Genomic DNA, 12198 nt, shown 5'->3' on the forward strand with positions numbered 1-12198 from the left:
GGTCGACCGCGGCGCTGAGGACAACCGTTGCCTACGAAAGGGGATCGGCGTTCATGACTACACCGAATCGTGCGGGTGCGACGCCCGACGGCGGGGCCGCACAAGGCCCCGGCCCCGGCCCGGGGCTGACCACCCGTCGCGGGGTCCTCGGCGGAGGCCTGGGACTGGGCCTGAGCGCCGTCCTGGCCGCCTGCGGTGACGGCGCGGTCCCGGTGCAGCAGGTCGACCTCGAGGGCCCGCCGCAGCAGGGCGGCACCGTCCGCGTCGGCTTCGTCGGCGGCGGCGCCTCCGACACCCTCGATGGTGCGATCGCCACCAACCTCGGCGACATCGCCCGCGCCGTGAACATGTACAACACGCTGCTGTACTTCGATGACGACTACGTCCTCCAACCCCTGCTGGCCACCTCGGTCACCCCCAATGACGACGCGACCGTGTGGACCGCCGAGCTGCGCGAGGACGTCTCCTTCTGCGACGGGCGGCCGATGACGGCCGAGGACGTCATCGCCAGCTTCGAGCGGATCATCGACCCCGAGGATCCCAAGAGCGGCGCCGCCGCCCTCGGCCATCTCGAGGAGATCGTCAAGACCGGGGAGCACACCCTCGAGTTCCGCCTGTCCACCTCGGACACCGCACTGGACGAGGAGCTCGGCCAGTACACCTCGATCATCGTCCCGGCTGATTTCACGGTCGAGGACCCGGTGGGCACCGGCCCGTTCATGCTCGAGAGCTTCACTGCCGCCCAGTCCACAGTGCTCACGCGCAACCCGCACTACTGGGGCGCGGACGGCCCGTACCTCGACGAGATCAGCCTGTTGAACTTCAACGACACCGACGCGCTGATCAATGCGCTGCTATCCAACCAGGTCGACGCCGTCGCCCAGATCCCGCCGGCGCTCACCGAGGTCATCGCCTCCGACGAGCGCATCCGGATCCTGAACTCCGAGACCGGCATGTACCTGCCCTTCACCATGCGCGTGGACAAGGCGCCCTTCGACGACGAGCGCGTGCGCCAGGCCTTCCGCCTCGCCGCCGACCGCGAGGGCATGGTCGAGCAGGTCCTCTCCGGCAAGGGGACCATCGGCAATGACATGTTCGCCGTCTTCGACCCCGCCTATCCCGACCAGCTGCCCCAGCGCGCCCAGGACATCGCCGAGGCGAAGCGGCTGCTGGCCGAGGCCGGGTACCCCGACGGCCTGGAGGTCGAGCTGGCCACTGCTCCCATCCAGGCCGGCGTGGTCGAAGCCGCACAGGTCTTCGCCGAGCACGCCGCCGACGCCGGCATCACCGTGACCATCAACCGGATGGACCTCACCGCCTACTGGACGGATTACCTGGGGTACGACTTCTCGCAGTCGTTCTGGTACACCCGCAACTTCCTCGCCCAGGCGAACGCCGCCGTCACCCCCGGGGCTCCGTTCAACGAGACGCACTGGGACGACGAGGAGTTCAACGCGCTGGTCGAGCAGGCCCGCGCCGAGGTCGACGAGGCCGCTCGCGGCGAGCTCGTGCTGCAGGCGCAGCAGATCCTGTACGACCGCGGCGGCTACCTCGTCTGGGGATTCGCCAACCAGGTCGATGCCTACCAGGGCTACCTCGGCGGCTTCGTCGAGAACCGCACGGGCATCCCGCTGTCAGGTTTTCGGCTGGACCGCGTGTGGATCGGAGAGACCAAGTGATCGCCAAGCTCATCGTCCGTCGGCTGGCCATCAGCCTCGTGATCCTGTTCGCCGTCTCCCTGCTCATCTTCTGCGCCACGCTGCTGCTGCCCGGCGACCCGGCCCGGGCGATCCTCGGCCAGCAGGCGACCCCGGAGCGGATCGCCGCGCTGCATCAGCAGATGCATCTGGACCAGCCCGCCTGGCAGCGCTACTTCTCCTGGCTGGGCGGACTGCTCACAGGCGACCTGGGCACCTCGGTCGCCTCGGGGCAGTCGGTCGCCGAGCTGCTGCGCGACCGGATCGGAGCCTCGGTGTTCCTCATGGTCGCCGCGGCGCTGATCAGCGTCCCGGCCGGCATTGCCCTGGGCGTCTGGTCGGCGCTGCGCCGCGGCCGCGCCGCGGACACCGCGATCACCGGCGTCTCCCTGGTGCTGGCGGCGCTGCCGGAGTTCGTCATCGGCATCGCCCTGGTCGCGTTCTTCTCCACCACGGTGCTGACCGTCCTGCCGGCGGTGACGATGTCTCCGCCGGGCAGTCAGGTGTGGGACTTCCCGAGCCAGCTGATCCTGCCCACCGCCGTCCTGGTGCTGGTGGTGACCCCCTACATCGCGCGGATGATGCGCGCGACCATGCTCGAGGTGCTCGACTCCGGCTATGTCGAGATGGCCCGGCTCAAGGGCGTCCCCGAGCGCCGGGTGATCCTGCGTCACGCCCTGCCGCACGCCATCGGCCCAGTCGCCCAGGTGGTCGCGATCCAGCTGGCCTGGATGGCCGGCGGCGTCGTCGTCGTCGAGTTCCTGTTCCGCTACCCGGGGCTCGGCCAGGCCCTCATCGACGCGGTCAACTACCGCGACGTCCAGGTCGTGCAGGCGGTGACGATGATCGTCGCGGTGATCTACGTGGTCGTGAACCTGCTGGCCGACATCGTCGGCATCCTGGCCAACCCGAAGCTGCGCACCGGAGGTGCCTCGTGATGTCCCAGGCCACCACCCCCGACACCGAGCCGCGCACCGCGTCGGCCGCGCGCGGCGCCGCACCCGCCGTCCCGGATCGGCGCAACACCGTCGTCACCCGCTTCTGGGCCCAGCGCCAGGCGAAGGTCGGCGTGGTGCTCACCGCGCTCGTCGTCGCCACCGCGTTCCTGGGGCCGCTGCTGCTGCCCTGGGCGACCGGCTACACCGCGACCGACTTCGCCGCCCGCCCCTTCCAGGGCGCCGGGCTGTTCGGCACCGACAACCTCGGCCGCGACGTGCTCTCACGCTTCCTGGCCGGCGGCACCTCGCTGCTCCTCTTCGCGGTGATCGCCACCGCCGGCGGCCTGTTCCTCGGACTGCTGTTCGGGATGGTCGCCGCCTACACCGGCGGCCGGCTGGACTCGCTGATCATGCGCGCCAACGACGTGCTGCTGGCGATCCCGCAGCTGGTGTTCGCGCTGCTGGCCATCACGGTGCTGGGCCCGCAGGCCTGGGTGCTGGTGACCGTCATCGCCGTCACCCACGCCCCGCGCATCGCCCGCGTGACCCGCTCGGCCACCCTGGACGTCATCAACGAGGACTACATCCGCGCCGCGGAGATGTACGCGATGCCGCGGGCCCGGATCCTGTTCCGCGAGATCCTGCCCAACATCACCGGCCCGCTGACGGTGGAGGCCGGGCTGCGCCTGACCTACTCGATCGGCGCGATCGCCTCGCTGTCCTTCCTGGGCCTGGGCATGCAGCCGCCGGCGGCGGACTGGGGACTGATGATCAACGAGAACCGCATCGCCCTGGCTCTCCAGCCCTGGGGCGTGATGCTGCCGGTCTTCGCGATCGCCGTCCTGACCATCGGAACCAACCTGATCGCGGACTCGATCGCCCGGGCCTCCGCGAGCGCGAACGTAGGGGAGAAGTGATGTCGAGAGCACGCGGGACCGAGGTGACCCTCACGCCCACCGGCGCCCCGATGATCGAGGGCTCGGCCTGGCATGCCCAGGTCGCCGCCGGAGGGAACATCCTCGAGATCGACGATCTCCGGATCAGCACCACCGCCGACGGGCGCGACGTCATCAAGGGCGTCGACCTCCGGCTGCGCCAGGGCGAGATCCTGGCGCTGGTCGGAGAGTCCGGGTCCGGCAAGACGACCGTGGGGCTGGCGGCGCTGGGGCACTTCCGCCGCGGGCTGAGCCACACCGGCGGCACGGTCACGGTCCATCCCTCCCACGGCACCTCCCCTGCCGGGATGACGGACCTGGGGGAGGAGGCGCTGCGTCGCCTGCGCGGCTCGCGCGTCTCCTACATCCCGCAGGATCCGGCGCTGTCGCTGAACCCGTCCATCCGCGTCGGCGAACAGATCCGCGAGGTGCTCCAGATCCACGGCTTCGGGGCCGACGACGCCGAGCGGGATGCCCGCGTGCGCAGCGTGCTGCGCGAGGTCGGGCTGCCCGACGACGACGCCCACCAGCGGCGCTGGCCCCACCAGCTCTCCGGCGGCCAGCAGCAGCGCATCGGCATCGCGATGGCGTTCGCGATGTATCCCGACGTGCTGGTGCTCGACGAGCCCACTACCGGTCTGGACGTCTCCACGCAGGCGGTGGTGCTCGAGACCATCCGGGAGATGACGCTGACGAACAACGTCGCCGGCCTGTACATCACGCACGACCTGGCCGTCGTCGCCGAGATCGCGGACCGGGTGGCGGTCATGCTCCAGGGCGAGCTCGTCGAGGAGGGCGGGACGCAGGGGGTGCTCGGCAGCCCGCAGCACCGCTACACCAGGACGCTGCTGGCAGCGGTCCCTGACCTCGCCGGCACGAACCGCATCGGCGAGTTCGAGGCCCGCCGCCAGGCCGTCGAGGCGGCCGAGCAGGCCGAGGCCGCCGAGCTGGCCCAGCGCGAGAGTGCGGAGGCGGACCGCACCGCGGAGGACGTGCAGGCAGCAGCCGGCGCGGCCGACGGTCCCACCCGGCCCGAGGCGTCTGACGGTCCCGCCCTGCCCGAGGCGGCCGACGCCACCGCCCGGCCTGGCGCGGCCGACGGCCCTGGCCGGCGCGGCGCAGCCGCCGAGTCCGCTCCGGAGCCGAGCACCACGACGACCGGCTCCCTCCCCGCCCTCCGCCGCGCCGACGAGCCCGCCGGGCAGGACGCGGCCCCGGCCCTGACCGCCGGCGAGCCCTTGATCGAGGTGCGCGATCTGTCGCTGTCGTACGGAGACAAGCAGGTGCTCACCAGCGTCGACCTCACGCTGCGCACCTCGGAGTGCACGCTGCTGCTGGGGGAGTCCGGCTCGGGCAAGACCACGCTGTCGCGCGTGATCGCCGGGCTGCTGGATCACGGCACGGGACAGGTGCGCTACGACGGGGTGGATCTGGCGACCTCGACCCGGCAGCGCACCGTCGGCCAGCGCCAGGACATCCAGTACGTCTTCCAGTCCCCGTTCTCCTCCCTGAACCCCCGGCGCACGCTGGGCCAGTCGCTCGCGGTGCCGCTGGAGATGTCCGGTGAGCTGGGCGCGGCCGAGCGCCGGGAGCGGGTGCGCGAGGCGCTGGACGCCGTCCGCCTGGGCCGGTCGTTCTTCGAGCGCCGGCCAGGGGACCTCTCCGGGGGTGAGCGCCAGCGCGCGGCGATCGCCCGCGCTCTGGTGAACATGCCCCGCGTGCTCGTGTGCGACGAGATCACCTCGGCCCTGGATGTCTCGGTCCAGGCCAGCATCATCGACCTGCTCTCGCGTCTACGCGAGGAGCGGGGCCTGTCGATGCTCTTCGTCACCCACAACATCGCCCTGGCCCGGCACGTGGCCGAGCGCGTCGCGGTCCTCGACCACGGCGTGATCGTCGACGAGGGCCCCACCGACCAGGTGCTGACCGCACCGAGCCACGCCTACACCCAGGAGCTGCTGCAGAACGTCCCGACCCTCTAGGCCGGGACGGGGGCGAGCTCGACCGACCCGGTCACGGCCCGCCCCGCGCAGCGATCGACGCAGGGGAGATGCATTGCCGACATCGCACCACCTGACTACCGTTCAGTCCGTGACCGAAGAATCGCAAACGGGGGACGCCGACGGGGTCCGGGCCCGGGTCCGGACCTGCATCGCCGACTCCGGGCTCGCCCAGCGCGAGTTCGCGCGTCGCCTCGAGCTCGACGAGACCAAGCTGTCCAAGTCCCTGCGGGGGACCCGACGGTTCAGCCCGGCCGAACTGGTCCGGATCGCGACCGTCGGCGGCGTCACCGTCAACTGGCTGATCTCCGGCTCGGACTCCGCCAGCGGACCGGCCGCGGTGCCGGCGGCCGCCAGCCTGCCGCGCAAGATCCGCGAGACCCCGGAGCAGGTGCGCCGGCGCCAGGAGATCGTCGAATCCGGGTGGCGGCTGTTCGCCTCCCGCGGCCTGCACGGGGTGCGGATCTCCGAGATCGCCGCCGACTGCGGGGTCAGCACCGCCGCCGTGTACTACTACTTCGCCAGCAAGCGGGAGCTGTTCGAGGAGACTCTGCGCTACTCGGTCAAGCTCGCCTTCGATCGGCAGGTGGCCTCCCTGCACCTGATCACGGGCCCGCGTGAACGGCTCGAACACCTCATCGGGCTCCAGCTGCCCACCGGGAGCGCCGGCTCGCACGAGTTCTCGATCTGGCTGCAGAGCTGGTCCGAGGTCGCCGTCGGGGCCGGCTCCCAACAGAACCAGGCCGACGCCTATCAGCGCTGGTACCGCACCGTCTTCGACGTGCTGCGCGAAGGGCAGCAGGCGGGGGTGTTCGTCGCCGACCCGCTCGAGGACCTCACCACGCAGCTGACCAGTCTGTTGGACGGCCTCGGCATCAAGGTGCTCGTCGGCACCCTCGGCGTCGAGCAGATGCGCACCCAGCTCCACCGCTTCATCGGCCGTGTCGTCCTCACCGAGAGCGAGACACCGCTCTGCCCCGCCCCCGGAACGAACGCTTCCTCCGAGACTTCGGAGACTTCTGAGTCCTCCGAGACTTCCGAGACTTCCGAGACTTCCGAGACATCCGAGACTTCCGAGACTTCCGAGACCACCCAGACCCCAGAGACCGCCCCGACCCCCGAGACAGACTCCACCCCGCACGAAAGGGACCACCCATGAGCCGCAAGGTCATCCTCACCTGTGCTCTCACCGGAGCCGGTGACACCACCGGCAAGAGCGAGCACGTGCCCGTCACCCCCGAGCAGATCGCTGCCGACGCGATCGCGGCCGCCCGCGCGGGCGCCTCCGTCGTCCACGTCCACGTGCGCGACGTGGCGACCGGGCAGGGTTCCCGCGACGTGGAGCTCTACCGCGAGGTCGTGCGCCTGGTCGGCGCCAGCGACGTCGATCCGGTCATCAACCTCACCGCAGGCATGGGCGGCGACCTGGTGATCGACCCCAGCGACCCCACCGCGCAGCTGCCGGGCACCGACCTGGTCAGCGGCCTGGAGCGCCTGCCCCACGTCGAGCAGCTGCTCCCGGAGATCTGCACCATCGACTGCGGCTCGCTGAACTTCGGCGAGGGCAGCCAGATCTACGTCAGCACCCCGGACATGCTCCGCGAGGGCGCCGCTCGCATCAAGGAACTCGGCGTGAAGCCGGAGATGGAGATCTTCGATACCGGCCAGCTGTGGTTCGCGAACGTCATGGTCGCCGAGGGCCTGATCGCCCCGCCGCCGCTGTACCAGCTGTGCATGGGCATCCCCTACGGCGCCCCGGCGAGCCCCGGACTGCTGAACGCGATGGTCCACCTGCTGCCCGAGGGCGCGCAGTGGACGTCCTTCGCGATCGGCCGTGACCAGCTGCGCTGGGTGGCGCAGTCGGTGCTGCTGGGCGGTCACGTCCGCGTGGGCCTGGAGGACAACCTGTACCTGCGCAAGGGCGTCAAGGCCACCAACGCGCAACTGGTCGAGGAGGCCGGGAAGATCATCGATTCCCTGGGCGATGCCGTGGCCACGCCCGACGAGGCCCGCGACATCCTCCAGCTCGACCGGAAGGCAGGTGCCGCATGACGGATGACGCCTCCACCCCCACTACTCCCGCGACGCCTGCCCCGGAGTCGATCACCACGATCGCCTGCGTCGGCATCGGCACCATCGGCGGCGGCTGGGCCGCCTACTTCCTGGCCCGCGGCTACCGCGTGCAGGCCTGGGACCCCTCGCCCGAGGCCGGTAACCGCGTGCGCCGATTGATCGACGCCGCCTGGCCCGCGCTCACCCAGCTCGGCCTGTCCGAGAACGCCGACCCCGAGAACATCAGCGTCCACACCGACCTCGCCGAGGCCCTCGACGGTGCCCAGTTCGTCCAGGAGAGCGCCCCCGAGGTGCTCGAGATGAAGCAGCAGCTGCTGGCGGACATCGATGCGCACGCAGCCGACGGCGTCGTGATCGCCTCCTCCACCTCCGGCTACTCGATGACGGAGATGGCCGTGCAGGCGGCGAACCCCGAGCGGCTGGTCGTGGGCCACCCCTTCAACCCGCCGTACCTGATCCCGCTGGTCGAGGTGGTCGGCGGGGAAGCCACCGACCCGGCGGCCGTGCAGTGGGCCTCGCAGTGGTACGAGCACCTGGGCAAGTCCGTGATCACCATGGATCGCGAGGTGCCCGGCTTCATCGCCAACCGCCTGCAGGAGGCGCTGTGGCGCGAGGCCCTGCACATGGTCGACAACGGCGAGGCGACGGTCGAGCAGATCGACCGCTCCATCACCGACGGCCCCGGCCTGCGCTGGCCCCTGCAGGGTCCGATGCTCACCTTCCACCTGGCCGGCGGCCCCGGAGGCATGGCCCACATGCTCGACCACTTCGGACCGTCCCTGAAGTCCCCGTGGACCCGCCTGGAAGCACCCGAGCTGACCGACGAGCTGCGCGAGTCCGTGGTCGCCGGCTGCGACGAGGAGGCTGCAGGGCGCTCGGTGCCCGACCTGGTCGCCGAGCGCGACCGGGCGATCATCGCCGTGCGCCAGGTGATCGACCAGCTGCGCCGGGACGCCGCGTGAGCGCCCTGCCGGTCTACCGCACCCCCGTGCGGGAGGACTGGATCGACTACAACGGGCACCTCTCCGAGGCCTACTACGTGCTCGTGTTCGGCTTCGCCACCGATCAGGTGATGGACCGGATCGGGCTCGATGCCGCCTCGCGGGAGGCGGCCGGCTCCTCGCTGTACACCGTCGAGGCCCACGTGCGCTACCTGCAGGAGGTGGCCCGCGGCGCAGAGCTCGCCGTGACCACGACCATCGCGGGCTCGGCGGCCAGGAAGCTGCACCTGGCGCACGAGATGACCGTGGACGACGAGCTCGTGGCCACCGAGGAGATCCTGTGCCTGCACGTCGCGGGGGAGCCGGCCCGGGCCGCGCCCTTCCCCGACGCGGTCGCCGCGCGGATCACTGAGCACGGGGCCGCGTCCGCGCCGGACTGGATCGGGCGCGCGATCCGGATCTGACGCCCCCGCGGCCGGGCAGCACCTGCACCGCTCAATCTGCCCAGCTCGGGCTGTCCGCAGCACCTGCTGGGACGGGTTGCGCGCAGCACCTGCTGGGACGCGGGTTGAGCGGCAGGGCAGCACCTACCGGGGCGGGCTGTCGGCAGCACCTGCCCGGTCAGTCTGAGTCGTAGTTGTGCGAGTACTGGCGCTATAGCGTGCGCACTGGTGCATGTGCCAGAGCGCACGCTATAGCGCCAGTACCTGACAAGCGCAGAGCGGACCTGCCTGCGGGCGGCAGAGATCGGCTGCCCCCGAGCACCCCTGCGGGCGGCGGAGACCGGCCGCCCCCAGAGCACCCCTGCGGACGGCGGAGACCGGCTGCCCCAGAGCACCCTTGCGGGCGGCGGAGATCTGTCGCCTGCCCACCATCACCCACGAAGCACCCTTGCGGGCGGCGGAGATCGCCCGCACGCCCATCACCATCCATCGCTTTCGAGGAGCTGTTCATTGATGTCCACGTCCGCCGAGTCCACCGCGTCCACTGCCGGAGAGGCCGTCACCGTCCGCGAGGCGGGGGGACTGCCCGGTGACCTCGTCGAGCGCCTGACCGAGTCGTTCCGCGGGCACGTCGCCGCCGGCGAGGGCGGGATGGCGTTCTCGGTCTATCGCGCCGGCGAGCCTCTGCTTCAGCTGCACGGCGGGATGGCCGCGGAGGGCAGGCCGTGGAGCGCGGACACGCTCGCGGTGCTGTTCTCCGGCACCAAGGGACTGACCGCCACCCTCGCCGCGATGGTGACCGGCCGCGGGCAGCTGGACCCGGACGCACCGATCGCCGAGTACTGGCCCGAGTTCGCCGCGCGGGGCAAGGTCGACGCCCGGGTCCACCACGTGCTGGACCACACGATCGGTCTGCCCTACGTCGACCCCGACCCGGTCGATCAGACCGAGGCCGTCGACAACATCCTGATGGCCGAGCGCCTGGCTGCGCAGCCGACGCTGTGGGAACCGGGCACGAAGGTGGCCTACCACGCCCTGACCTACGGCTATCTCATGGCCGAGATCCTGCGCCGGGCCACCGGCAGCAGCGTCGGCACTCTGCTGCGCACCGAGCTGGCCGAGCCCTACGACCTGGACGTGCACCTCGGGCTGCCCGAGGCGGAGGAGGCCCGCGTGGCACCGGTCTTCCGCTCCTCCGGCTACCGGATCTCCACCTTCCTGGAGGATGACCCGGCGCGCCGGGCGGTCGTCGACCGGATGTACGGCAACAGCCTGACCGCCGCGAACCCGCCCTTCAACACCCGGGCGCACCACGCGGCGGAGCTCGCCGCCGGGGGCGGGATCGGCTCGGCCGACGCGATGGCGAAGCTGTACTCCCTGCTCATCGCCCCGGACGCCCTCGACGCCCCGATCGTCCCGGCCGAAACCTTGGCGCGGGCGACCCGCACCTGGTCGGAGGGCGACGACGTGATCAATGACCGGCCGGTGCGCTTCGGCCTCGGCTTCGAGCTGGACGACCCGATCGGCAGCTATGGCCCCGTGCGCCCGGCCTTCGGCCACTCCGGCGCCGGCGGTGGGCTGCACGGTGCCTGGCCCGAGAAAAACCTGGCCTTCTCCTTCCTGCCCTGCGAGATGCGGAGCGAGGACGTGGACCGGCGGGTCAAGGAGCTGCTGGGGATCCTGGCGGAGGGGTGAGAGGCACCCCTCGACGGCGCGGGGGTCAGATCGAGGAGGACCGGACCACGAGCTCGGGCCGGATCAGCCGGTGCGACGGCGCGGTGGTGCTGCCGCCGATGCGCTGCAGCACGTTCGCCACGGCGAGCTCGCCGATCAGGCGGACGGGCAGGCTCACCGACGTCAGCGACGGGGTCAGCCACTCCGCGAACGGCAGGTCGCCGTAGCCGACCACGCGGACGTCCTCCGGCACCCGTCGGCCGTTCTCGATGAGCGCGCGCATCGCCCCGAGGGCGAAGAAGTCGTCGCCGCAGAGCACCGCGTCGAAGGAATCACCCCCGGCGAGGGCGTCCATGCACGCGCGATAACCCTCCTGCGCGCGCCACTGGGATCCCGCGTTCTCGTACCGCCTGGTCGGGATCATCCGTACCCGGGCCCGTGCCTGTGCAGTCTCCAGGGCGCGCTCGAAGCCGCGCCGGCGCGCGGCGATCGTGCCGATGGCCAGTTCTTCGTCGAGGTAGAGGATCGAGTCGGAGCCGTCGCCGAGCAGATGTCGCGTCGCGACGTACGAGCCGTGCTCGCTGTCCACCCCGATGAAGTCGGATCCGGCTCCCTCCAGTTCACGGGACACGGTGACGACCGGGATCCCGGCTTCGCCGACCCGCTGCCAGCACGTGCTGTCGGCGTGCACCGGGATCGTGATGACCCCACCTGGCCGGGCCTCGAGGATCTGCTCGGCGATCTGCTCCTCCTGCGCCGGATCCTCGTTGGTCGCGAAGACCTCGAGTGCGCACCCGGCGGCGCGCACGCCGGTCTCGATCGCCGCGGCGATCTCGGAGGCGAAGGGATGGGTCACCGAGGGGATGCACAGTGCCACCGCATCGAGGTGCGGCGCGGTGGCGCCCGCGCGAGGAGTCGCGTATCCGACGCGGCCGGCTTCGTCGAGCACCCGCTGCCGCGTCGCCTCGCCGACGCCGTCCTTGCCCCGCAGGGCACGGGAGACGGTGTTCGCCGAGAGCCCGAGCGCGGACGCGAGGTCATCGAGCGTATGACGTCGATCGGTCATCCTGCTCCTCTCGAGCGGTGCCTCCGGGTGAGCTCGCCGTGACCAGGACGGGCCGAGGTCATCGGCCCCTGCGGTCCTCACCCCGTGCCCCCGGCGAGGGGTCACTCCTTGAGCGAGAGGACGATGCGCACGAGCGGCGCGACGGTGCCCTCGGCCGGAGTCACGACGAGACGGAGCCAGTGCCCGAAATCTCGCACGGGCGCGGTCAGGATACCAGCGGCCTCGCCGTTGACCGGGGCGTTCTCGTGGTCCACCCAGGTCAGCCCGTCGGCCGAGATCTGGGTGCGCAGGGAGACGGTGCCGCGGCCCGGCTCGAGGAACTGGACGAACCAGCGGGCCTCCGCGGCCCAGGGCGTCTCGAAGGGTTCGGTGGCGCACTCCCCGGTGAGCTCCAGGCCGCGCTCGAGGACTGCTGTCTGGGATTCACGCAT

At 71.3% G+C, this 12198-nt stretch carries 11 protein-coding genes; 9 read left to right on the forward strand and 2 right to left on the reverse strand.

Features of this window, described 5'->3' with window-relative positions; all coding sequences use genetic code 11:
• Positions 1-53: 53 nt before the first annotated feature.
• The 9 genes from JOF43_RS06475 (at position 54) to JOF43_RS06515 (ending at position 10722) form a co-directional block, all read left to right on the forward strand.
• On the forward strand, positions 54-1679 hold the full coding sequence (locus tag JOF43_RS06475; protein ID WP_209900414.1) for an ABC transporter substrate-binding protein: 1626 nt from the start codon (positions 54-56) through the stop codon (positions 1677-1679).
• Positions 1676-2635, forward strand: a complete 960-nt coding sequence (locus JOF43_RS06480) for an ABC transporter permease (protein ID WP_377783893.1) — start codon at positions 1676-1678, stop codon at positions 2633-2635. Before JOF43_RS06475 ends, JOF43_RS06480 begins: the two co-directional genes overlap by 4 nt.
• The gene (locus JOF43_RS06485) at positions 2635-3552 is read left to right on the forward strand and encodes an ABC transporter permease (protein ID WP_209900416.1); all 918 of its coding nucleotides are present in this window, start codon (positions 2635-2637) and stop codon (positions 3550-3552) included. Before JOF43_RS06480 ends, JOF43_RS06485 begins: the two co-directional genes overlap by 1 nt.
• Entirely contained in the window at positions 3552-5552 is a 2001-nt protein-coding gene (locus JOF43_RS22545; RefSeq protein WP_245354035.1) for an ABC transporter ATP-binding protein, read from the forward strand. Before JOF43_RS06485 ends, JOF43_RS22545 begins: the two co-directional genes overlap by 1 nt.
• A 109-nt stretch (positions 5553-5661) precedes the next feature.
• Positions 5662-6729 carry a TetR family transcriptional regulator C-terminal domain-containing protein gene (locus JOF43_RS06495; protein WP_209900418.1) on the forward strand — a complete coding sequence of 356 codons (1068 nt, stop codon included), beginning with the start codon at positions 5662-5664 and terminating at the stop codon, positions 6727-6729.
• Positions 6726-7622, forward strand: a complete 897-nt coding sequence (locus JOF43_RS06500) for a beta-keto acid cleavage family enzyme (protein WP_209900419.1) — start codon at positions 6726-6728, stop codon at positions 7620-7622. The genes JOF43_RS06495 and JOF43_RS06500 overlap by 4 nt, the downstream gene beginning before the upstream one ends.
• Positions 7619-8605 carry a 3-hydroxyacyl-CoA dehydrogenase NAD-binding domain-containing protein gene (locus tag JOF43_RS06505; protein WP_209900421.1) on the forward strand — a complete coding sequence of 329 codons (987 nt, stop codon included), beginning with the start codon at positions 7619-7621 and terminating at the stop codon, positions 8603-8605. The genes JOF43_RS06500 and JOF43_RS06505 overlap by 4 nt, the downstream gene beginning before the upstream one ends.
• On the forward strand, positions 8602-9048 hold the full coding sequence (locus JOF43_RS06510) for a thioesterase family protein (protein ID WP_342592098.1): 447 nt from the start codon (positions 8602-8604) through the stop codon (positions 9046-9048). Before JOF43_RS06505 ends, JOF43_RS06510 begins: the two co-directional genes overlap by 4 nt.
• A gap of 492 nt (positions 9049-9540) precedes the next feature.
• Positions 9541-10722: a serine hydrolase domain-containing protein gene (locus tag JOF43_RS06515; RefSeq protein ID WP_209900423.1), complete on the forward strand. Its 1182-nt coding sequence runs from the start codon at positions 9541-9543 to the stop codon at positions 10720-10722.
• Between the two features lie 25 nt (positions 10723-10747).
• Here JOF43_RS06515 and JOF43_RS06520 read toward each other — a convergent pair whose 3' ends face one another.
• Positions 10748-11767 (reverse strand): LacI family DNA-binding transcriptional regulator, encoded by a 1020-nt coding sequence (locus tag JOF43_RS06520; protein WP_209900425.1) that lies wholly within the window; start codon positions 11765-11767, stop codon positions 10748-10750.
• A 101-nt stretch (positions 11768-11868) separates the two neighbouring features.
• Positions 11869-12198: a hypothetical protein gene (locus JOF43_RS06525; RefSeq protein WP_209900427.1), complete on the reverse strand. Its 330-nt coding sequence runs from the start codon at positions 12196-12198 to the stop codon at positions 11869-11871.

The sequence above is a fragment of the Brachybacterium sacelli genome (assembly GCF_017876545.1).
Taxonomy (GTDB): Bacteria; Actinomycetota; Actinomycetes; order Actinomycetales; family Dermabacteraceae; genus Brachybacterium; species Brachybacterium sacelli.

Bases quoted from the DNA above. Each gene is read 5' to 3' on its own strand.
- JOF43_RS06475 (WP_209900414.1), top strand. From the start codon at position 54: ATGACTACACCGAATCGTGCGGGTGCGACGCCCGACGGCGGGGCCGCA.
- JOF43_RS06485 (WP_209900416.1), top strand. From the start codon at position 2,635: ATGTCCCAGGCCACCACCCCCGACACCGAGCCGCGCACCGCGTCGGCC.
- JOF43_RS22545 (WP_245354035.1), top strand. From the start codon at position 3,552: ATGTCGAGAGCACGCGGGACCGAGGTGACCCTCACGCCCACCGGCGCC.
- JOF43_RS06500 (WP_209900419.1), top strand. From the start codon at position 6,726: ATGAGCCGCAAGGTCATCCTCACCTGTGCTCTCACCGGAGCCGGTGAC.
- JOF43_RS06505 (WP_209900421.1), top strand. From the start codon at position 7,619: ATGACGGATGACGCCTCCACCCCCACTACTCCCGCGACGCCTGCCCCG.
- JOF43_RS06515 (WP_209900423.1), top strand. From the start codon at position 9,541: ATGTCCACGTCCGCCGAGTCCACCGCGTCCACTGCCGGAGAGGCCGTC.
- JOF43_RS06520 (WP_209900425.1), bottom strand. From the start codon at position 11,767: ATGACCGATCGACGTCATACGCTCGATGACCTCGCGTCCGCGCTCGGG.
- JOF43_RS06525 (WP_209900427.1), bottom strand. From the start codon at position 12,198: ATGCGTGAATCCCAGACAGCAGTCCTCGAGCGCGGCCTGGAGCTCACC.